We start from the raw sequence: 22,283 nt of genomic DNA, 5'->3' as shown, positions 1-22,283 counted from the left end.
GCCACGCGCGCATGGATAAAACTGAAATCGATCACGGCATCGATCTTACGAAGCAAATGATCGCTGGGGACCAAACTGTCGAGTGTCACCATCTCTAGTTCGGTTTGATGTGGGCTGGGTTTCTTAAGCATTCCCCATTGAATCAAAAGTCCCCGCCAATGGCGAGGACTTTGTCAGCAGTCTGAGACCGGGGCGATATACCCCGGTCTCTGGTGACGGATATAGCGATCCGTAAGATCAGTTTTCTTCCATCGACATCAGTGATGCGTTGCCGCCCGCCGCCGTCGTATTGATGGTAATGGTTTTTTCGGTCGCAAAACGATGCAGGAATGTTTCGTCAGGCAACGCACCGTCATCGTCAGCACCGCTATCGGAAATCAGCGACAGGATCGCCCCGTCACGTTTTGCCAGAAGCTGCTTGAAAGCCGTTACACGATCAAGCGGCGCAACACAGGACACACCGGCGACATCGCCATCATACATCACGGCAATGCCGACCTTAGATGACACAACGCCGATAAGCTTTATCGGGAGGCCTGCTTCGAGCGCAAATACCGGAAGATCACCAAGCCATTTCTGATCGCCTGCCACAATTACCGCATTGCCCGCAGCAAGGGCTGCGGCGATATGACGGATAATCCGGGATGGCTCGGCATCCTTTTCGGCCTGAACCAGATAGACACCACGTCCCAGCATATAAAGGTCGTTGGTTTCACCGGTCGGCCCGGGCATCCGGGTCGGCGCAACAAAGCCGTTTTCCGAAATTGCGGCAAAATTCGCGATCAGTTCGGCATTTTCCGACAATTCGCTGACCGGGGCGGCTGCCAGTTTGGCCGCGAAATTTTCCAGAAGACGAACACGTTCATTGCCATCCGTCGCCTGCCATTTGACCTGTGCTGCCTGCAGGAAGCGGTATTCCTCGTCTGCCAGCGATGTCTTAATCACGATAGGCGAGCGGTCATCGGCAATGGCGGCACTACCAGCGGCCTTTTGACCGGCTTCAGTCACCGGCTTGGCAAAGCGTTCGACATAGTGCGGACCGCCTGCTTTCGGGCCGGTACCAGATTTACCCTGACCGCCGAACGGCTGCACGCCAACAACAGCCCCAATCATGTTGCGGTTCACATAGCAGTTGCCAACACGCAGCTTTTGCGAAATCTGGCGCACGGTGCTGTCGATACGGGAATGGATGCCCATGGTCAGGCCATAACCGGACGCATTGATCTGATCGAGAACTGTGTCCAGATTGCGCGCCTTGTAGCGAACAACGTGAACAACCGGGCCAAACACCTCACGTTCAAGAACATCAAGCGACGGAATTTCGAAGCAATGCGGGGCAAAGAACGTGCCGTCATTGCATTCGGGCAAGATGTTACAGGCATGCAGCAGCTTGGCTTCCTTGGTCATGCGTTCGGCATGCGCGACAAGGTTTTTGCGCGATTTTTCGTCAATTACCGGTCCGACGTCGATATCAAGAAATTTCGGGTCACCAACACGCAGTTCCTTCATCGCCCCGACCAGCATGTGGCAAAGTTTATCGGCGATGTCTTCCTGAACGAACAAGACGCGCAGGGCCGAGCAACGCTGCCCGGCGGACTGGAATCCGGAAATGATCGCATCCTGAACAACCTGTTCCGGCAATGCGGTTGAATCGACAATCATCGCATTCTGGCCACCGGTTTCGGCGATCAAAGGCAACGGAACACCCGGGCGCTTTGCCAGCGCCTGATTTATGACCTGCGCCGTTTCAGTCGAACCGGTAAATGCCACCCCCGCAATACGCGGGTCATTGATCAGGATGTTGCCAATCACCCGGCCCGGCCCCGGCAACAGCGTGAATGCCGCCCCCGGCACGCCCGCAGCAAGAATAAGTTCGGCGGCCTTAGCCGCGACAAGCGACGTCTGTTCGGCCGGTTTGGCAATCACGGCATTCCCGGCGGCAAGTGCAGCACTGACCTGGCCCAGGAAAATCGCAAGCGGGAAGTTCCACGGACTGATGCAGACGAAAATGCCGCGCCCTTCAAGGATGCTGCCCTCGCGGAAGCTTTCTTCTGCCCTGTTGGCATAATAACGGCAGAAATCGACAGCTTCGCGTACTTCGGCAACACCGTCGGAATAGAGCTTTCCTGCTTCGCGCTGACAGAGCGCGATGAATTCGTCCATGTTGTCTTCAAGAAGATCACCAAGACGGCGCAGGCACGCGGCACGCTCAGTCGCCGCGGTCTTGTTCCAGATTTCATAACCTTTGGAGGCGGCAACAATCGCGGCCTCGACATCGGCTTCACCGGCCTGAACCAGTTCGCCGACTTTTTCGTTCCGGTTTGACGGATTGAGGACATCAATAGCCTCGCCCGAGACAAGCTTGCCATCAATCAGCGGCGCAGCATGCCAGATTTTACCCTGAATCGAGGCCAGCTTTTCCGCCAGCGGCAGAAGCTTGGTCGTATCGGTCAGATCAATGCCCTTGGAATTGACGCGCCCCACACCATAAAGATCAATCGGTGCCGGAATTTTCGGATGGGCCTTGCGTGGCAGGGCGGCCATCTTTTCCACCGGATCGGCAATCATTTCCTCAATCGGGAGCTGCTCGTCCTGAATGCGGTTTACAAAGCTGGTATTGGCACCATTTTCAAGCAAACGGCGGACGAGATAGGCCAGCAAATCCTCGTGGGTGCCAACCGGTGCATAAACACGGCACGGCACGTTTTCACCGTTTCTATCGACGATCTGTTCGTAAAGGGCTTCTCCCATGCCATGCAGCCGCTGGAATTCAAATGTCCGGTCATTGCCGGCCATTTCCAGAACCGATGCCACCGTGTGGGCATTGTGGCTGGCGAACTGGCAATAAAATGCATCACGACGCGACAGCATGAAACGCGCGCACGCCAGATAGGAAACATCGGTTGCTGCCTTGCGGGTAAAGACCGGATAACCTTCGAATCCGTTTTCCTGACTGTTTTTGACCTCGGTATCCCAATAGGCCCCTTTGACAAGGCGCACCATCATTTTGCGGCCAACCTTGACCGACAGGTCGGCAAGCCATTCAAGCACGTGATACGCCCGTTTTTGATAGGCCTGCACCGCCAAACCATAGCCTTCCCAGCCATCAAGATCAGGGTCGGCAAAGACCGCCCCGATCACATCAAGTGACAGGTCCAGGCGGTTGGCTTCCTCGGCATCGACGGTGAAACCGATGTCATATTTCTTGGCCAGTAGCGCAAGCTGTTTGAGGCGCGGCACAAGTTCATTCATGACACGGTCATAATTGGCGAAATCGTAACGCGGATGGATCGCGGAAAGTTTTACCGAGATACCCGGGCTGTTGATCGGGCCACGGTTATTGGCGACCTTGCCAATATCGTTGATCGCATCAACATAGGATTTGAAATAGCGATCAGCATCTTCCATGGTGCGGGCGGCCTCGCCCAGCATGTCATAGGAATAACGATAGCCTTTTTCTTCGTTTGCTTTTGCCCGTTCGGCGGCCTCTGCGATTGTGCGGCCCATAACGAACTGACGCCCCATAATGCGCATGGCATGGTTGAATGCCTTACGGATGACCGGTTCACCCGAACGTGCGATCATGCGCTTAAGCAATGCGCCCGGATCGGCCTTTTCCGCCTTGCCGAACTTGATCACCTTCCCCGTCAGCATCAGCCCCCAGGTCGATGCATTGACAAAGAAGCTGTCGGAATGGCCCAGATGGCTTTGCCAGTTGGCGTCAAACAGCTTGTCCTGAATAAGTTTATCAGCGGTCACCGCATCGGGAACGCGCAAAAGTGCCTCTGCAAGGCACATCAGGATGACGCCTTCCTTGCTGGATAGCTCATATTCATGAAGCAGTGCATCGATGCCGCTTTTGCCATTGTCGGCTTTGCGGACACGGGCGACCAACTGATAGGCGCGATCCTGAACACGGGCTGACTGCTCGGGTGCCAGTCGGGCGGCATTGATCATGCGCTCGACAACGGCTTCTTCGTCAGTGCGATAGGTTTCGCGAATTTTGGCGCGGATTTCGTTAGCCTGGGGCATATCAATGCGAAACATGGCGATGGCTTCTCCCTGCAAATGCGATCCTCCGGTTCCTTATGGGAACGCAGAGTTTTCTCCTCATGTGGCCACAGACAATATATATGCACTCAAAAAATGTGCTGCCATTTTCGCTAAAAATACGATATATCATCCACAGAAAAACTTTTAGTGCAGTCATTATCACTGGTTAATAGATAGAAATGCAGAAGAATCATAAAAGCCTGGACAAGATCGACAAACAGATCCTGCGCGAACTTCAAAACGACGGACGCATGTCGAATGTCGAACTGTCACGCCGCGTCAATCTTAGCCCGACACCTTGCCTTGAACGTGTCCGTCGCCTTGAACAACACGGCTTCATCACCGGCTATATGGCCCTGCTCGATCCCCGTAAGCTTAACCAGTCGCTGGTGGTTTTCGTCGAAATCACGCTTGATCGAACAACCCCGGACGTGTTTGACGTTTTCGCAACCGCGATCCGCAAATTGCCGGAAATCGAAGAATGCCACATGGTGGCAGGTGGTTTTGATTACCTGATGAAACTGCGGGTTGCTGATATGTATGCCTATCGTGAATTCCTTGAACGCCTGTCTTCGGTTCAGGGCGTGAGCCAGACTCATACATATGTCGTCATGGAAGAAGTAAAAGTCCGCCCCGGCATAACGATCCCGTAAATTCCATCATTTTTATTGCAATACAAATGCTTAGTGGCACACTATGACCAAGCCATCCTGCCGATGGCTTTGCCGGTATCGCCACGTGGCACACCGTTTCGCGTCATTATTTACGGGCCCCACAACATGTCGGAAGTCACTTTCTATTTCGATTTCTCGTCACCCTATGGTTACCTTGCGGCGGAGCGCATAGACGCCTTTGAGGCCAGAACCGGCGTTACGGTCAATTGGTATCCATTCATGATCGGGGCAGCCTTCAAGCAGACTGGACAAAGCCCGCTGCTGGACCAGCCAATCCGCGGCGACTATTTCAGGCACGACATGGAACGCTGCGCAAAGATGCAGAACACGCCATTCTGCATCCCCGAAAAATTCCCCTATGCCGCACTGGTCCCGACCCGCGCCTATTACTGGATTGCATCAACCAAGCCCGCATTGGCGATCAAGTTCGCCAAGGATGTCTATCGCGGATATTTTGCCGACGGGCTTGATATGTCGGACCCGGAAGTTGTCTTTGCCACAGCCACCCGGCACTCCATCAATGCGGGGGAAATCCGCGCTGCCGTCGAAAACCCGAAATGGAAACAACACGTCCGCGAAGTTACCGACGAAGCCATCGCACGCGGCGCCTTCGGGTCGCCGTTCTTTTTCTATGAAGACGAAGCATTTTTTGGCAATGACCGGCTTGAACATCTTGAACGCTGGATCAAACTGCGCAAGCAGATCGACGACTGATCCGATCAGAAAACGTGCCCATCAAAAATCCATAACCAATTAAAATATATACGAATTTTGCGACACTTTCCCTCACTCGAAATATCATTTCGCGATCCCAATATACTGTCCATTTTTGATATACGTAAATTCGGTACTGGATTACCTATTTAATCTTGACGTTTACGTAAACTTCCACCATAACAGCAGTCATAAACGCCATTCATCACGGGGCCGTTTCCTTGCATAAACAGCCCCGGCAACAAACGGTGTCAATTGACGATGACGGTTCTGAAATCTGCGATAAATCCCCGCTCGGAAGATTTCCGCAACAATGCCGAACAGATGGAACAACTGGTTGCCGATCTGCGTGATCAGATCACGCAGATCAAACTTGGCGGTGGTGAACGCGCGCGCGACCGGCACACAGGGCGCGGCAAACTTCTGCCCCGTGAACGTATCCGTCAATTGCTGGATATCGGGTCCCCGTTCCTTGAACTGTCACAGCTTGCCGCCTATGGCATGTATGAGGATGAAGACGTTCCTGCTGCGGGCATCATCACCGGGATTGGTCGGGTTTCAGGCGTTGAATGCGTCATCGTTGCCAATGATGCCACGGTCAAAGGCGGCTCCTATTACCCGATGACGGTGAAGAAGCACCTTCGCGCGCAGGAAATCGCGCTCGAAAACAATCTGCCCTGCATTTATCTGGTCGATAGCGGCGGGGCGAACCTGCCACGGCAGGATGATGTTTTCCCGGATCGCGACCATTTCGGCCGCATCTTTTTCAATCAGGCAACCATGTCTTCCAAAGGCATTCCGCAAATCGCGGTTGTCATGGGGTCCTGTACGGCGGGTGGTGCCTATGTACCGGCCATGTCCGACGAAAGCATTATCGTTCGTAAACAGGGCACGATTTTCTTGGGCGGCCCGCCCCTGGTGAAGGCCGCAACCGGCGAAGTTGTCTCAGCCGAGGACCTTGGCGGTGCGGATGTTCATTGCAAGACATCGGGCGTGACCGATCACTATGCACAGGACGATGCCCACGCATTGTCGATTGCGCGCAATATCGTCAAGAACCTGAACTGGACGAAAAATCCCGGTTTGACCCTGACCACGCCGCGCGACCCCGCCTATGACCCGCGCGAAATTTATGGCGTTATTCCAAGCGATTCCAAGAAACCCTACGACGTGCGCGAAGTCATTGCCCGCATCGTAGACGGATCGGACTTTGATGAATTCAAGGCCCAGTATGGTACGACACTGGTTACCGGCTTTGCCCGCATTTTCGGCTATCCGGTCGGGATCATTGCCAATAACGGCATCCTGTTTTCCGAAAGTGCGCTTAAAGGTGCGCATTTCATCGAACTGTGTTGCCAGCGCGGTATTCCACTGGTCTTCTTGCAAAACATCACAGGCTTCATGATCGGACGCAAATATGAAAGTGGCGGCATTGCCAAGGATGGTGCAAAGCTTGTGACCGCCGTTGCGACCGCCAAGGTTCCCAAATTTACCGTCCTGATCGGTGGATCATTTGGTGCGGGCAACTATGGCATGTGTGGCCGTGCTTATAGCCCCCGCTTCCTTTGGATGTGGCCAAATGCAAGAATTTCAGTCATGGGCGGGGAACAGGCGGCAAATGTTTTGACCCAAATCCGCGCCGATGCACAGGAAAAGCGCGGTGAAACATGGCCCATAGAAGAACAGGAAGCCTTCAAAGGCCCGATCCGCGACCAGTATGAAGAACAGGGTCATCCCTATTACGCGTCTGCGCGACTTTGGGACGATGGGGTGATTGATCCGGCGGATACCCGCATGGTTCTTGGCCTTGGTCTTTCGGCAGCACTTAACAAACCGGTCGAGGAAACGCGCTTTGGCGTGTTCCGGATGTGAGGCTGGCATGAGCAATGTAAACACCGATAACACCAATCCATCAACCGATGCCGTGATGTGCCAGATCAGCGCATCGGGCGTTGCCCGCATCACGCTGAACCGTCCGGAAATCCACAACGCGTTTGATGATATCCTGATCGGCGATCTGACGGCCAAGCTGGAATCGCTGAATGCCGACCCGCTTGTGCGGGTAATCATTCTGTCCGGCGCTGGCAAAAGCTTTTCTGCCGGGGCCGACCTGAATTGGATGAAGCGCATGGCCGGTTACAGCCATGACGAAAATCTTGAAGATTCCCGCAAGCTTGCAAAACTGATGAAGGTTTTGAACTTTGCGTCAAAACCAACCATCGGGCTCATCAACGGGGCGGCCTTTGGTGGTGGGGTTGGGCTGGCAGCATGTTGCGACATTGTGATTGCGTCTGATCGCGCCAGTTTCTGCCTGTCAGAGGTCAAACTGGGCCTGATCCCAGCGGTTATTTCTCCCTATGTGGTTGAGGCCATTGGCGTCTCGCACGCCCGTCGTTATTTTCTGACAGCGGAGCGTTTTGATGCCGCTACCGCCCACGCCATCGGATTGGTCCATGAAATTGTTTCAGGTGACGATCTGATAGCGCGTGGCGACGCCATGGCAAAGCTTTTGCTGGCGAATGGCCCGGGTGCCATGGATGCAGCAAAATCGCTGATTTATGCGGTTGCCAACAAACCGATTGACGATGATGTCATTGACGATACCGCACGACGTATTGCCGATCAGCGCGCAAGTGCCGAAGGCCGTGAAGGTGTCAGTGCATTTCTTGAAAAACGCCCCGCGAAGTGGAGTGAGAATTAATCATGCCGCGCAAAATACTGATCGCCAACCGTGGTGAAATTGCCTGCCGCGTGATTGAAACCGCACGCCGCATGGGCATCCAAACCGTCGCGGTTTATTCCGACGCGGATGCCAATGCCCTGCATGTCCAACGGGCCGACGAGGCCTATCACATCGGCGGTCCAGCCCCGAAAGACAGCTATTTGCGCGTTGATCGTTTGCTTGATGTCATTGCACAATCGGGGGCAGATGCGGTTCACCCGGGTTATGGTTTCCTGTCGGAAAATGCAGGGTTTGCAGATGCCCTTGAAAAAGCGGGCTGCGTCTTTGTTGGCCCACCGGCAAGTGCGATCCGCGCGATGGGATCGAAATCCGAAGCCAAGAAAATCATGGGCAAGGCGGGTGTTCCGCTGGTTCCCGGTTATCACGGCGAAGATCAGGACCCGGATATTCTGGCCGCAGAAGCAGACAAGATCGGATATCCGGTTCTGATCAAGGCATCGGCGGGTGGCGGCGGCAAAGGCATGCGGGCGGTTGAAAAACCCGTCGATTTCAAGGATGCCCTTGTCAGTTGCAAACGAGAAGCCGCCAGCAGCTTTGGCGACGATCATTGCCTGATTGAAAAGCTGATCGTCAAACCACGCCATGTTGAAATTCAGGTCTTTGCCGATAGTCATGGCAATGCGGTTTACCTGTTTGAACGCGACTGTTCCCTGCAACGTCGCCACCAGAAAGTCATTGAAGAGGCCCCGGCCCCGAACATGCCCGAAGATCTTCGGGCACAGATGGGCAAGGCCGCCGTTGATGCCGCAAAGGCGATTGGTTATCAGGGGGCTGGTACGGTCGAATTCCTGCTAGATGCGTCTGGAGCGTTCTATTTCATGGAAATGAACACACGCCTTCAGGTAGAACATCCAGTGACCGAGATGATCACCGGCGAAGACCTTGTTGAATGGCAATTGCGTGTTGCTGACGGTGAAAAGCTGCCCAAGGCACAGGAAGAACTGACCATTAACGGCCATGCCTTCGAAGTCCGACTGTATGCCGAAGACCCGCATAATGATTTCCTGCCCGCCACCGGCACACTTGTGCATATGCGCATGCCCGCAGCCAATGGTCACGTGCGAGTAGATACCGGCGTTTACGAAGGCGGCGAGGTTTCCATTCATTATGACCCGATGATCGCAAAGCTGATCACCTGGGATACGGATCGCATATCGGCACTGCGCCGGATGGCAACCGCACTTAACGATGTACAGATTGTCGGCGTAACAACCAATACCGGTTTTCTTGCCAATATTGCGCGTCATCCGGCCTTTGAACGCGGCGAAGTCGAAACCGGTTTCATCGGCCAGTATCTTGACGATCTGATCCCTGCCCCTGCGGTGCCTGATAATGACGCATTGGCCTTTGCCACCCTTGATATTCTGATGCGTCGCGATGCCGAGGCCAAAAGCCATGCGGCGCAAAGCAGCGACCCCTATTCCCCGTGGCACAGCACATCGGGATGGCGGATGAATGATGACAACCACCATAATCTGATCCTGCGCCATGACGGTGCAGAACTGAAAATCAGGGTGCATTACCGCACGCACGGTTATGTCATCGATATGCCTGACGGCAATTCGGTTACGGCCCATGCCGAATTCGGCAGTGATGGGACCATTCATGCAACACTTGATCAGGTGCGCAAACGCGCAAGTGTCCTTCACGATGGCAATCGACTGACGATCTTCCGCGATGGACGTTCCGACCGGTTGGAGATTTTTGATCCGGTTGCCGCCGCAGGCGGGCAGGAAGGTGCCGGTGGCGGGTTAACAGCGCCGATGCCGGGTAAAATCATTGCCGTGCTGGCGGAACCGGGGCAATCTGTTGCCGCAGGCGACAAGCTTGTGGTGATGGAAGCAATGAAAATGGAACACACTATTTCAGCACCGGTTTCGGGCTCGGTCCGCGAGATATTCTTTGCCGTTGGCGATCAGGTTGATGATGGCGCGGAATTGATCGCCATCGAGGAGGCCGAATAGAATGCCCCGCCTTTCGGGCTTGCCCACGCATGTCAAAATCGTTGAAGTCGGTCCGCGTGACGGGTTGCAGAACGAAAAGGTGATGGTTGCGACCAACATCAAGGTCGAACTGATCCATCGCCTTTGCAATGCAGGCCTTTCGGTGATCGAAGCCACCGCCTTTGTCAGCCCGAAATGGGTCCCACAAATGGCCGATGCATCCGACGTCATGGCCCGTATTTTGCGTAAACCGGGCGTCACCTATCCGGTTCTGGCCCCCAACCTCAAAGGGCTTGAAGCCGCCATCGCAGCAGGTGCAACCGAAGTTGCAGTTTTTGGTGCGGCATCGGAGAGCTTTTCGCAGAAGAATATCAATTGTTCCATCGCTGAGAGCCTTGATCGGTTCCGTCCGATGGTCGCCGCAGCGCGTGATGCCAACATCGCCGTGCGCGGGTATGTTTCCTGTGTTCTCGGATGCCCTTACGAGGGTGAAATTGCCCCACAGAAGGTTACAGACGTCGCCAAAGCCCTGTTTGATATGGGGGCTTATGAAATCAGTCTGGGCGATACCATCGGCACCGGCACACCGGGCAAAGCACAGGCCATGATCGAAGCCGTTGCAAATCAGGTTGCCATCGAAAAACTTGCCGCCCACTTCCATGATACATATGGCCAGGCATTGGCAAATCTTCTGGCCGTATTGCAGATGGGGGTTGCCACGATTGATAGCTCCGTCGCCGGTCTTGGCGGATGCCCCTATGCCAAAGGGGCCAGTGGCAATGTTGCGACCGAAGACGTCGTCTATATGCTGAACGGTCTTGGCATCGAAACCGGTGTCGACCTTGAAAAGCTTGCCGAAACAGGTAGCTGGATTACCGGAAAAATCGGCCGCCAGTCCGGATCAAAGGCCAATCTGGCGCTTGCTGCCAAACGCGACACTGTCGGGATCTGATCGCATGGCCGCCGCCGAGACATATCGTTTCCGGCGGGCCGTCCCCAGCGATTTGCCCATGATACGACGCTGGTTGCGGGTACCCGAAGTGGCGCGATGGTGGGGTGCACCGGACGAGCAGATCGAACTGATCACCGAGGATATCGAACTGCCGGAAATGGCGACGCTCATTGTATCCTATCGCAATCGACCATTCGCCTTTGCCCAGCATTATGACGCGCATCAATGGCCGCAGCCCCATTTTGCTCACCTTCCCAAGGGTACACGATGCATTGATGCCTTCATTGGCGTGCCCGACATGATGGGATGCGGCCACGGCAAAATGTTTTTGCGATTATTGGCGCAAATGCTGATCGAACGCGGCGCACCAATGGTCGCGATTGACCCGGATCCGGAAAATGTGCGGGCGCGAAAAAGTTACGAGGCCGCCGGTTTCATCGGTAATACCGAATATGAAACCGGCGATGGTCCGTGTGTGTTGATGCAGTTTAAACAAAACGAAGATTAAGCTGCCTTGACCGCTGTCAGGAAAGATTCAACTTTCAGACGCAAGGTTTCTGCCTGCTCAGACAGCTCACCCGATGCATTCAACACTTGCTCGGCAGCGGCGCCGGTTGATGTCGCCGCCTCGTTAACACCATGAATGTTTTCGGTTACCTCGCTTGTTCCGGCTGATGCTTGCTGAACATTTCGGGTGATTTCTTCGGTGGCAGCCCCCTGCTGTTCCACAGCACTTGCAATCGTTGCCGCAATTTCGCTGATCTCAGCAATCGTACCGCCAATAGAGTCAATCGCAACCACCGCACCTTCTGTTTCCGCCTGAATTCCTGTGATCTGGGCAGTAATCTCTTCGGTTGCTTTTGATGTCGCGTTTGCGAGATTTTTGACCTCGGCAGCAACAACAGCAAAACCTTTCCCTGCCTCACCTGCCCGCGCAGCTTCAATCGTTGCATTCAATGCCAAAAGGTTGGTCTGCGCAGCAATATCGCTAATCAACCCAACCACATCACCAATCTTCTGGGCAGCTTCCGCAAGGCCGCGTACCTGAGCATTGGTATTTTCCGCCTCGGAAACAGCCTTGTTTGCAACTTGCGATGATTGATTGACCTGATGACTGATCTCCGAAATCGAAGCACTCAATTCCTCGGATGCACTCGCAACGGTTTGAACATTGTTGGATGCCTGTTCAGCCGCCGCTGCGACCACAGTTGACTGACGATTGGTTTCTTCTGCCGTTGCTGTCATAGATGAAGCTGTTGCCTGCATTTCTGTTGCCGCAGATGATACGCTTTTCAGCACCAGAGACATGTCGGCATCGAAATCATTGGTAAGCTTCTCGATGACTTTCACGCGGGCTTCTCTTCGCTTTTGTGCCTCGGCCTCCTGTGCGGCAAGCTGTTCAGCCCGGATCATGTTTTCTTTGAAAACCAGCACGGCTTTGGCCATATCGCCGATTTCATCCTTATGATCCTGCCCGGGGATTGGTGTTTCTTTATCGCCGGCGGCAAGAACCGTCATGGCTTCCGTAATATTCCGGATAGGATTGGATATTCCCGTCCCAATCAGCCAAGCAGCACCAATACCGCAAACCACCGCAGCAACTGAAATTGACGTCACAAGCATGATGGTATTCTGGATATCCTCGGTAACCATCGGCCCGAGCTTATCCTGCTCTTGCCTGATTTCAAGTTTCAGGTTTTCAAGATTGGATGCAACCTCTGGACCGATACGGTCCAGACCTTCAATAACAAGCTGGTCTCTTTGAGGATCACCAGCCGGAATTTTGACAACTGATTGAAAGACTTGAAGATAGTCAGCCAAATCATCGTTCGTTTCCTCGATGAGGGCTTTTCGCGCACCCTGATCAACCAGCGTGCCGAGTTTTTCATTCAATTCAGATGCTGTTTGCAGACGCGTGAGCACAGTGCTGATGGCTGTTTGCCGCCCGGTCAGCAGATAGTCTCTAACGCCAACCCTGGCTTCGAGCATGTTGGCCTGTACCCGGCCTGCCTCGTTAGACTGTATTGCAATAGATCGGTATCTATCAAAATCGCTACCTATCCCGGTTAACGTGACGAACCCCAGTATGGATATCGACACCAGAAGCAAAAGAACGAGCCCGAAGCCACCAAAGATTTTAGGCGCTATTTTAAGTCTTTTTAAAATTAACATGTTTCCCTCCAAAGATGCAGACGCACTCCTTTATGTTGTTTGGTATGGAATAAATTCAACCAGAACAGCTGTGTTCAGACAGCAAAAGAAAACCGCACTTTAGCGGGCCATTTTCAGGGCATTGAGCGCCGTCAGCGGAATATTCTTTGGTTATAAAATCTTAGAACTACCATAAGCTGTCTGCAAGCCACCCTCCCTATCAGATGCCCCCCATGCGGCGGGCCAGACGGTAACTGACGATTCCGGTGATGGTTCCAAAAAGAACAATTCCGGCGGCCTGCCCGAACAAAACACCGGTTGCGCCCAAATAATAACTGCCAAGCCATACCAGCGGGATCACCCCCAGCAGTTCCTTCGCAAGATCGAAGATCATCGCGAGATTGGGGCGCCCGGTAACGTTAAAAAAGGTATGTGATGAAAATTGCAGACCGAGGAACATATAAAAGGGGGCTGTAAAACTGCAAAAAATCGATAGATACGCCGTTGTTTGATCGGTCGCGCTGAAAAGCACCGCAATCTGGCTTTGAAACAGGAACAGGGCAGCGCAGACAATAACCCCGTAAACCGCCACCAGTGCCCAGACATTATGCCAGATGCTACGCACCCGTTCGGCCTTTGCCGCAGCAAAATTCTGGCCGATGATCGGGCCGATTGCCTGGGGTAACGCCATGTAGCCAACAAAGACGAATGGCGCGATACGTTCAATGATCGCCATGGCGGCCACCGCATCGGGCCCATACTTTGCCATGCTGGACATGATAAAGGCGCTGGCAATTGGCGGGCCAACCTTTGCCAATCCTACTGGTACGGTTACACGGGCAATATCGCGGATGTCCTTGCGGAAAAGATTCGCATCAAACAGGCCAAGCATGTGATGAACGTTTCGAACACCGTAAAAGGCAACTGCCATGATTACGATCCGTGACACGACGGTTGCCCATGCCGCCCCTTCGACACCCCAATCAAAACCAAAGATGAAAATCGGATCGAGGACTGCATTGACCGCCGCCCCGGCCATTTTCGACCACATGGCGCGCTGCTTTGCCCCGATGGCACGCAACAACGCGCCCGATGACATGCTAAGCACCAGAACCGGCAAGCACAGGATCACGATCTGTACATAAGTGATGCCGATATCACGGGCCTTGCCGGTCGCCCCGAACATATCAAGCATCCAAGGTGCCGACAGCCACAAGACGACCGTCATCACGCCCGATAGCACAAGACCGAATACCAGAACATGTGTAGCATAGACTTTTGCCCGGTCCCGATCACCAAGCCCCTCGGCACGGGAAACAAGTGCTGTCATTGCGGTCGATATGCCAAGCGACACGGCAAGTGTGAAAAAGATAATCGGCCAGGCAAAGCCAAGACCAGCAATGATTTCCACATCCCTCAGAAGGCTCAGGAAAAACAGATCAAGCGCATCAACCAGAACCATCGCCACCAGCGCAAGCATGCTGGTATGCGCCATTGAAAAGATGTGACGCAGGATTGAACCCGAGACAAAATATTGCGACTGCATAGCCATCGAATTTCACACTATGCAGAGCTGAGAAGCGCGTTCAGCCATCATTATTTGGCCGCAGGATAAATTCAAATTCGCGTTCTTCGGTGGTTGCACAATCATCCCCGGAAAGCAGCGGCATACGTGAAAGTCCTTCGCGGTTCACTGACGATGCCGATATTCTGGCGGCATCCGGGCCGATTTTCCATTTGGCGGCAATCACGCTCGGATTTTCGGCATCGAACTCTTCCAGCTTGCGCCCGATGCGAGACTGCAAAACCGGCGCATAAGGAAATTTCTGCTGGGTCCAGAAACGTTTAGAAGGCTGAAAATATCCAACTTCGTCCAGAAACGAGACACCAAAATAATAACAGGACTCAAGCGAGTTATAGAAACGACTGTCAGGGACGAAGCTGCCATCGGGCTTAAGGGAATGCCCAACACACCAATCAAGCATGGCGGCAATCTGCTCGCGCGCCAAGGCCCGTTCTGCCGACTGCATATGCGGCCACCCATAGCGAAAGATTTTCGCGACATCATAGTTGTTGTGATTATTAAATTCACCGCGGCTGAGCCATCCTTGCGGATATTCCATCTGGCGGCTTTCAAGAGTGGTGCGGATGATATCGGACCAATGTCCGACGCGCCCCTTGCGATATGACACGATATGAAAAGTATAGCTGAGATCATCATAACGATGGGTTTTGCCATCCGAAATGTACCAAGGGCCCCAGTAACCGGTTTCGGGGTTCTGGATTTCATCAAGGAAGTTGCGGAAGGCATCAACATAGTTTTGATCAAGATCGATGCCGCGCACATGTTTCTGCGCATAGCGTCGCAAGGACGGCTTGAAACAAAGCTGCGCCAGACAGCAGATCACACTGCCGAATTCATCGCGCTGATTGCGCCCGGTGGTGGCAATATCGGAAACAAGAAGCTTTTCCAGATAGTTTCGCATTGCCGGAGCCGTTGCAATCGGTTCTAGGAAATGCAGCGGATAACGCGGCGCGCGGCCTTCATTGGACAATTCATGCAAACGCACAATGGTTGCATCAAATTTGTGGTGGAATTCGTTATATTTCCACCCCCACGAACCATCAACCGAAGACTGAGTTGCGACATAGCTTTGGTCAACATCGTCAAAGCTGTTTTCCAGTCTGTCGACAAGTTGGTCAAGTTCCGGCCAGTATGCCGTGTATCGCGCCAGCCATTTGGCGTAGATATACAATTGCTGGGACGCCAGCATTGTCCGGCTATATTCGGAAAATTTACGCAACGCCAGCGATAGCGCCCCCAGATAATCGATATATTTGAGCGCCTTGTCCTGATAGCCGTGATCGTAACGCGTAAAATCCCGCGTAATCACGCAGCTATCACCAATCCCTGTCAGGCTTTGCTCAATCGACATTGGTTGCCTTTTCCTGTTGAACCCAGAAATGCGAACCTGCTTCCTTGCATCGGCCGTTACCGATGCCAACTGTCAGGAGATGCGTGAATTCCCCAATCCGCTTGGCAGGATTGCATCCTGTTGTTGGGACTGATGTTTTCGGGCTCTCCTTTTTAGCCCGAAGGACAACCAAGCATTTTACAATGGTTGCCACGCAAAGGCACTTAAACAGCTAATAAGTGTATAGCTTGAAACCGATCACAACACCACTCTAAAGGTGAACTCTGGGCAGTTTTTTATATACAAAAGAATAATCATTGAGCCGCCGATATCAATTCCCTACCCAGAAATTACAACTGGGGTACCGCCATCACTGACAGAAAATACCGGCATTATAAGGGCAAAAGAAAAGACGCCCGCAACGGGCGCCTTAACGGGAATGCTATTTAAAGCCTGGCTTGATCAAACCAGATGGAATCAGGACGCCGATTTAAGAGCCGCCCGACGCCGTTCACGAAGCGATGCAGCCGTAACCCGCCCATCCCCTGTCGGTTGATAATAAACCGTCATTTCCTTTAATGCGGCGCGCACTTTTGTCAGCGATACATCGTCGTCATTTTTCAACTCATATGCATCAAATCCGCAGCGATGCATGTAAAGAATCTGGTCGCGCAACACGTCACCAATTGCACGAAGTTCACCCTTGAAACCAAGACGTTCGCGCAGAACACGCGCATAGGAATATCCACGCCCGTCGGTATAGGCCGGGAAATTGACGGTGATGATCGAAAGACGATCCAGATCGTTTGCCAGATCTTCCGGCGCATCGCCGGGGTTAAGCTGCACGCCAAGACCACCATTGCGGCCGATCAGCGTTTCGCGTTCTTCCTTAAAACGCGCGAGCGGCACGATAATGTTTTCCTCGCCCGGCGGAAGGTCGGCTTCGGCGTCAAGCGTGATCCATTCCTGCTCAATCACACTGTCATTCTTAACGATCGCCATAAAGCACCTCCTTGAACGGGTCCATGCCGACACGGCGATAGGTATCGATAAAACGTTCGCCGGTTTCGCGAATGCCAAGATATTTGGTCACCAGACTTTCAATGGCATCGACGACTTCGGCCTCGGAGAAACCGGCACCGGCGATTTTGCCGATTTCGGCATTCTCGCTGGCATCGCCACCAAGGGTGATCTGATAGAATTCCTTGCCACGTTTATCGAGGCCCAGAATACCGATATGACCAACATGGTGATGCCCGCAGGCATTGATGCAGCCGGAAATCTTGATCTTGAGCTCACCGATATCATGCTGGCGATCCAGATCAGAAAACCGTTCCGAAATGCGCTGTGACAGCGGGATCGAACGCGCCGTTGCCAGTGCGCAATAATCCAGCCCCGGGCAGGAAATGATGTCGGTAACATAGCCAAGATTTGCCGTTGCCAGATTGGCGTTTTTCAGCTCCGCCCAAAGCGAGAACAAATCGGCTCTTTTCACGTGCGGCAAAACCAGATTCTGTTCGTGGGTTACACGGACATCACCAAAACTGTACTGCTCCGACAGATCGGCAACCAGTTCCATCTGGGTATCGGTTGCATCGCCCGGAATACCACCAATCGGCTTCAGCGATACGTTGGCAATCGCATAACCCGGTTGCTTATGCGCAATGACGTTCGAACGCACCCAGTTGGAGAATTCCCGATTTTCGGCCTTACGACGTTCAAACTCGGCATCATCGTCGGAAAGGGTTTCAAATGCCGGAGGGGAGAACTGTTCGATGTAATGCGCAATTTCAGCATCATCGACGCGCAGAGATCCGTCCTTGATCTGCGCCCATTCTTCCTCGACCAGGCGCTGCATTTCCTCGACCCCGATTTCATGGACGAGGATTTTGATGCGTGCCTTGTACTTATTGTCACGACGGCCAAAGCGGTTATAAACCCGCAGGATCGCCTCAAGATACGAAAACAGATCGTTCTTGCCGATAAAGTCACGCACGGTTTTACCGACGAATGGCGTGCGGCCAAGCCCACCGCCCACGATGACCTCGAACCCGACCTCGCCCGCATCATTCTGATGCATGCGAAGTCCGATATCATGGACCTTTACTGCGGCACGGTCATTTGGCGACCCGGTCACCGCGATTTTGAATTTGCGCGGCAGATAGGTGAATTCCGGATGGAACGTTGACCACTGGCGGATCAGTTCGCAATAGGGCCGCGGATCTTCGATCTCGTCGGCGGCAGCCCCTGCGTACTGGTCGGTTGTCGTGTTGCGGATGCAGTTGCCCGATGTCTGGATCGCATGCATTTCGACCTTGGCAAGATCAAGCAATGCATCGGGAATTTCATCAAGCTTCGGCCAGTTATACTGGATATTCTGCCGGGTCGTGAAATGTCCGTATCCCTTGTCATAACGGCGCGCGATATAGCCAAGCTGGCGCAATTGATCCGCGCGCAACGTTCCATAGGGAACAGCAACGCGCAGCATGTAGGCATGCAGTTGAAGGTAAACACCGTTCATCAGGCGCAGTGGGCGGAACTGGTCTTCGGTAATATCGCCCGAAAGACGACGTTTTACCTGTTCACGGAACTGCTCGGTACGTTCCAGCACCAGCTGGCGGTCAAAATCATCATAGCGATACATGATGTATCCTCTCCTTACCCGGCCTGATAGCCGAGATCCTGCCGCACACTGGGACCCTTGGTGCGCAGAACTTCACGGTATTTTGTCGGAACCAGTCCACCGTCCTGTTGCTCCACCTCGATCAGATAAGGTCCGACAATGACAGTATCGAGCTCAGGTGCACTGGCCTCTGCCAGCAAGGCGTCACCCGCCTCTTTTCCGTCGGCAACGCGAGACTGATCGATGTCTTCACTCCAACCGCCTTCCGCGGTCAGGAAAACCACCAACCCGTCATCAAGACGGTTTGCCGTGACAACTTGCAGGGACATTCGGTTCTCTCAGCCTGTAAATCTCTCTGGTGATGTCCTGTCTATGGACATTTTCTGCACCAGAATTTGGATGATTACCGACTATTGGTCAAGTTTTTTTGTGAAATACATATAAATACAAATTATTAATGTTATTAATACTCAGCACTTGACCAAATTCCCCATGACTTCTAGGTCAGATAACATCCTGTCTCGCCTGAAAGAACATGACCAAACCATGCCCCTCCATCTGATCAAACTAAGTGTTGGTACGGAAAGCCCCGAAACCCTGCGCCAATGGCAGGCCTATTTCGGGAACCTTCATGGACGAATTTATCATACCACCCGAATGACTCCGAAACGCAAAGCGGAAATACTGGCCGGCGGATCGATCTATTGGGTGATCAAGGGGGCAATTCGCGCACGTCAGCGCATTGTCGATCTGGAAGAATTCATTGACGATGAGCGCATCAAGCATTGCCGCATCGTCCTGGACCCGGAACTTTTCGAAACGCGCACATGGCCGCACCGCGCCTTTCAGGGGTGGCGTTACCTTTCAGAAGACAAATGTCCGCCAGATGAAAAGCAGGCCGGTGGCGCAGAAGCACTTCCCGAAGACATGGCAGATGAATTGCGCGAGCTCGGCCTTCTCTGAGCCGGATTACGATTTTCCCGGATCGGGGGTGATGACAGTCAAGGCCGGCTGGTTTTCCTCGATATCCTTGAGGGTTGCGGCAACTTCGTCCTTCAGCCAGCGAATAAAGGATTGTACACGCGGCCGGTTCAGGTTTTCCTCGGGACAGGTCAGATAATAGGCGTAACTTGACGCAACGGTTTGCGGAAATGGGCGAACAAGCAAACCGGCTTTCAGGTCCTGCGCGGCAAGACTGGTTCGCGCCATGCCAACCCCGTGCCCCATCAGGGCTGCCTGAATGACCATGTCGCCAGAATTGAAACGAAGCCCGCGTCGCAAATCAATTCCCTTAACCCCGACACCTTCCAGCCAGAATTGCCAATCCGCAGCGCGCGGTTGCTCAATATGCGATGTGGCGTCATGCAGTAGCTGATGACCGGCAATATCCGCAGGCCGGTTCAGCGGCGGACTTGATGCCAGATAATCCGGGCTGCAAACCGGGAAAACTTCATCACGCATCAGCAGTTCGGTATAAAGATTGGGATACCGGCCTCGGCCGAAACGAACAGCAAGATCAATACCTTCATTGCGGAAATCAACCAATCGATCATCAGCGTGGATGCGAACATCAATATCAGGATGTGCTTCACGAAAATGCCCAAGCCGCGGCACCAGCCATTTGACAGCGAAAGATTGCAATACGCTGACGGTGACAACACCGGCTTCTTCCACAGCGCGAAGGCTGTCGATTTCGCCTGCGATGCGTGAAAAGCCTTCAAACGTTGCCCTCGCCAGACGATCCCCCTCCTCGGTCAGTTGCAACCGCCTTGGCAAACGGAAAAACAAACGAAATCCAAGATATTCTTCGAGCTGACGGATCTGCTGACTGATCGCCCCTTGGGTAACGAAAAGTTCCTCGGCGGCGCGGGTAAAATTCAAATGTCGCGCAGCGGCATCGAAGGCACGCAAAGACTGCAATGGGGGTAAGCGCATGTTCGCCTCAAATCCACAATCATTAGATAATCTAATACATAACCCGAGAAATACTCGTTTGTCACCTACCTGATTTAAGAGGAGTATGGCTTCAACAAACGTAAACTCCATTAGAAGAACTCAATTCAGGAGAACGATTATGGCACATGCATATTGCCAGACGCCTTCTGGCCACACCAACACCAGAGCCACAAACCCGCCAACCACATCGCTGCAAAACGTTATCAACACAGTATTCAGCACAATCGCGGATACGCTTGCCAAACGCGCACAGCGTCGCGCTCTCATGCGACTAAGTGACGCCCAGCTTTCTGATATCGGTCTGTCGCGAAGTGATGCCGAGGCCGAATACCGGAAATCCTATCCGCTTTGACATCGCCCCACCTGCGCCATGATCGAAACCCTATCCGTGAACCGGATTTGATCTACCTCCTTGCGCCCCCTTTCGATCATGGCGCATTTATGTCACTGTAATTTCCCATTAAAGTTGCAGGGCATCTACAGTATGGCGGCGAAACAGAAAGACAATCCGACGAAAAAGACGGAAAGCGGTGACAATTCGATCCGCAAGGCGGTGAAAAATACGGCGCGCAGCCGCAAGGCTTCGAAACAGCATCCCGATCTTTCCAGCCTTGATAGCGAAGCCCGTGATCGTTTTTTACTTGATGCTGAAAGCATGACGATGGATCGCCTTGATGATCGCCCGTCAAAGAAAAGCATTTCCCCGGAATCAGACACCCCCGGAGACTATGTCCCGCCTGACATCGACGCCGATCCCAAAGCACGCGTGAAAAAGATGCATGGCAAACAGTATCTTGAACTCATTGCGCCATTGCATATCGAACTTCTCAAGCTGCAAAACTGGGTTAAGGCTGAGAACATCAAATCACTGGTGATTTTCGAAGGCCGCGATGCCGCTGGAAAAGGTGGCACGATAAAACGCTTCACAGAACATCTGAACCCGCGTGGCGCACGTGTGGTTGCGCTCGGGAAACCGAATGACCGGGAACTGACTCAATGGTATTTCCAGCGCTACGTTGAACATCTGCCATCTGGCGGCGAAATCGTCCTGTTTGACCGGTCCTGGTATAACCGGGCGATGGTTGAACGTGTCATGGGATTCTGCAACATGTTCGAAGTCAGCGAATTCCTGCAATCTGTCCCGGCGCTCGAGCGCATGCTGATCCGTTCCGACATTCACATGACCAAGTTCTATTTTTCGGTCAGTAAAAAAGAACAGGCGCGCCGGTTTGATCAGCGCAAACAAGACCCGCTTAAACAATGGAAACTAAGCCCGGTTGATCTGGCATCGCAAAATCTTTGGGATGCCTACACCGAAGCAAAGACCGAGATGTTTTTCCATACCTCGACCACCGACAGTCCTTGGATCATTGTCAAATCCGATGACAAGAAACGTGCGCGCGTCAATGCCATCCGGTATTACCTGTCCCAGTTCGAATATCCGGGAAAACGATCAGAACTTCTGACCTATGATCGCCGGATCATCCACACCGTAAGCGAGGAACTGGCACTCGACGACTGAGATATGACCGATATGTATTCCGGATCGTGGAAACATT

18 protein-coding genes are annotated in these 22,283 nt (G+C 53.2%); 10 read left to right on the top strand and 8 right to left on the bottom strand.

Annotated elements, in window-relative coordinates; genetic code table 11:
• Positions 1-237 precede the first annotated feature (237 nt).
• Positions 238-4,068 (bottom strand): bifunctional proline dehydrogenase/L-glutamate gamma-semialdehyde dehydrogenase PutA, encoded by a 3,831-nt coding sequence (gene putA / locus ABIE64_RS03480; RefSeq protein ID WP_354376639.1) that lies wholly within the window; start codon positions 4,066-4,068, stop codon positions 238-240.
• Between the two features lie 164 nt (positions 4,069-4,232).
• Between putA and ABIE64_RS03475 the strand changes: the two genes are divergently transcribed.
• The 7 genes from ABIE64_RS03475 (at position 4,233) to ABIE64_RS03445 (ending at position 11,587) form a co-directional block, all read left to right on the top strand.
• Positions 4,233-4,706, top strand: coding sequence for an Lrp/AsnC ligand binding domain-containing protein (locus ABIE64_RS03475; protein WP_007090318.1), 474 nt, complete (start codon positions 4,233-4,235; stop codon positions 4,704-4,706).
• 126 nt (positions 4,707-4,832) lie between these two features.
• Positions 4,833-5,441, top strand: coding sequence for a 2-hydroxychromene-2-carboxylate isomerase (locus tag ABIE64_RS03470; RefSeq protein WP_071241171.1), 609 nt, complete (start codon positions 4,833-4,835; stop codon positions 5,439-5,441).
• Positions 5,442-5,702: 261 nt separating this feature from the next.
• Positions 5,703-7,313: a carboxyl transferase domain-containing protein gene (locus tag ABIE64_RS03465; RefSeq protein ID WP_354376638.1), complete on the top strand. Its 1,611-nt coding sequence runs from the start codon at positions 5,703-5,705 to the stop codon at positions 7,311-7,313.
• 7 nt (positions 7,314-7,320) lie between these two features.
• Entirely contained in the window at positions 7,321-8,142 is an 822-nt protein-coding gene (locus ABIE64_RS03460) for an enoyl-CoA hydratase/isomerase family protein (protein WP_354376637.1), read from the top strand.
• Between the two features lie 2 nt (positions 8,143-8,144).
• On the top strand, positions 8,145-10,148 hold the full coding sequence (locus tag ABIE64_RS03455; RefSeq protein WP_354376636.1) for an acetyl/propionyl/methylcrotonyl-CoA carboxylase subunit alpha: 2,004 nt from the start codon (positions 8,145-8,147) through the stop codon (positions 10,146-10,148).
• Position 10,149: 1 nt separating this feature from the next.
• Entirely contained in the window at positions 10,150-11,079 is a 930-nt protein-coding gene (locus ABIE64_RS03450; RefSeq protein ID WP_354376635.1) for a hydroxymethylglutaryl-CoA lyase, read from the top strand.
• Between the two features lie 58 nt (positions 11,080-11,137).
• Entirely contained in the window at positions 11,138-11,587 is a 450-nt protein-coding gene (locus ABIE64_RS03445) for a GNAT family N-acetyltransferase (RefSeq protein WP_223305140.1), read from the top strand.
• On the opposite strand, the gene ABIE64_RS03440 is transcribed toward ABIE64_RS03445, so the two are convergent.
• The 6 genes from ABIE64_RS03440 to ABIE64_RS03415 all read right to left on the bottom strand — a co-directional run bounded on the left by ABIE64_RS03440 (position 11,584) and on the right by ABIE64_RS03415 (position 19,097).
• Positions 11,584-13,251, bottom strand: coding sequence for a methyl-accepting chemotaxis protein (locus ABIE64_RS03440; protein WP_071241166.1), 1,668 nt, complete (start codon positions 13,249-13,251; stop codon positions 11,584-11,586). The two genes, ABIE64_RS03445 and ABIE64_RS03440, sit on opposite strands and share 4 nt — an antisense overlap.
• Before the next feature lie 199 nt (positions 13,252-13,450).
• Complete coding sequence (locus ABIE64_RS03435; protein ID WP_354376634.1) at positions 13,451-14,782, bottom strand: MATE family efflux transporter; 1,332 nt, start codon at positions 14,780-14,782, stop codon at positions 13,451-13,453.
• A gap of 34 nt (positions 14,783-14,816) precedes the next feature.
• A complete protein-coding gene (locus ABIE64_RS03430) occupies positions 14,817-16,166 on the bottom strand; it encodes a hypothetical protein (RefSeq protein ID WP_354376633.1) in 1,350 nt (449 codons plus the stop codon).
• 456 nt (positions 16,167-16,622) lie between these two features.
• Positions 16,623-17,147, bottom strand: coding sequence for a DUF934 domain-containing protein (locus ABIE64_RS03425; protein ID WP_071241163.1), 525 nt, complete (start codon positions 17,145-17,147; stop codon positions 16,623-16,625).
• On the bottom strand, positions 17,134-18,789 hold the full coding sequence (locus ABIE64_RS03420) for a nitrite/sulfite reductase (RefSeq protein ID WP_354376632.1): 1,656 nt from the start codon (positions 18,787-18,789) through the stop codon (positions 17,134-17,136). Before ABIE64_RS03420 ends, ABIE64_RS03425 begins: the two co-directional genes overlap by 14 nt.
• Positions 18,790-18,803: 14 nt before the next feature.
• Positions 18,804-19,097 carry a DUF2849 domain-containing protein gene (locus tag ABIE64_RS03415; protein WP_354376631.1) on the bottom strand — a complete coding sequence of 98 codons (294 nt, stop codon included), beginning with the start codon at positions 19,095-19,097 and terminating at the stop codon, positions 18,804-18,806.
• 163 nt (positions 19,098-19,260) lie between these two features.
• On the opposite strand from ABIE64_RS03415, the gene ABIE64_RS03410 reads away from it, so the two are divergent.
• A complete protein-coding gene (locus tag ABIE64_RS03410; protein ID WP_354376630.1) occupies positions 19,261-19,731 on the top strand; it encodes a DUF1489 family protein in 471 nt (156 codons plus the stop codon).
• A 6-nt stretch (positions 19,732-19,737) separates the two neighbouring features.
• Here the strand turns inward: ABIE64_RS03410 and ABIE64_RS03405 are convergent, their stop codons facing one another.
• A complete protein-coding gene (locus tag ABIE64_RS03405) occupies positions 19,738-20,703 on the bottom strand; it encodes a transcriptional regulator GcvA (RefSeq protein ID WP_007090334.1) in 966 nt (321 codons plus the stop codon).
• A gap of 139 nt (positions 20,704-20,842) precedes the next feature.
• Between ABIE64_RS03405 and ABIE64_RS03400 the strand changes: the two genes are divergently transcribed.
• Together ABIE64_RS03400 and ppk2 are read left to right on the top strand one after the other, a co-directional pair.
• Complete coding sequence (locus tag ABIE64_RS03400) at positions 20,843-21,076, top strand: DUF1127 domain-containing protein (RefSeq protein WP_007090335.1); 234 nt, start codon at positions 20,843-20,845, stop codon at positions 21,074-21,076.
• A 132-nt stretch (positions 21,077-21,208) separates the two neighbouring features.
• Positions 21,209-22,246, top strand: coding sequence for a polyphosphate kinase 2 (ppk2, locus tag ABIE64_RS03395; RefSeq protein ID WP_354376629.1), 1,038 nt, complete (start codon positions 21,209-21,211; stop codon positions 22,244-22,246).
• Positions 22,247-22,283: the final 37 nt, after the last annotated feature.

Origin of the sequence: Thalassospira sp. MBR-102 (assembly GCF_040549275.1) — a bacterium.
GTDB classification, from domain to species: domain Bacteria; phylum Pseudomonadota; class Alphaproteobacteria; order Rhodospirillales; family Thalassospiraceae; genus Thalassospira; species Thalassospira xiamenensis.
Note: the sequence above shows the minus strand (reverse complement) of the source record. Positions and strands in the feature narration are given on the sequence as shown.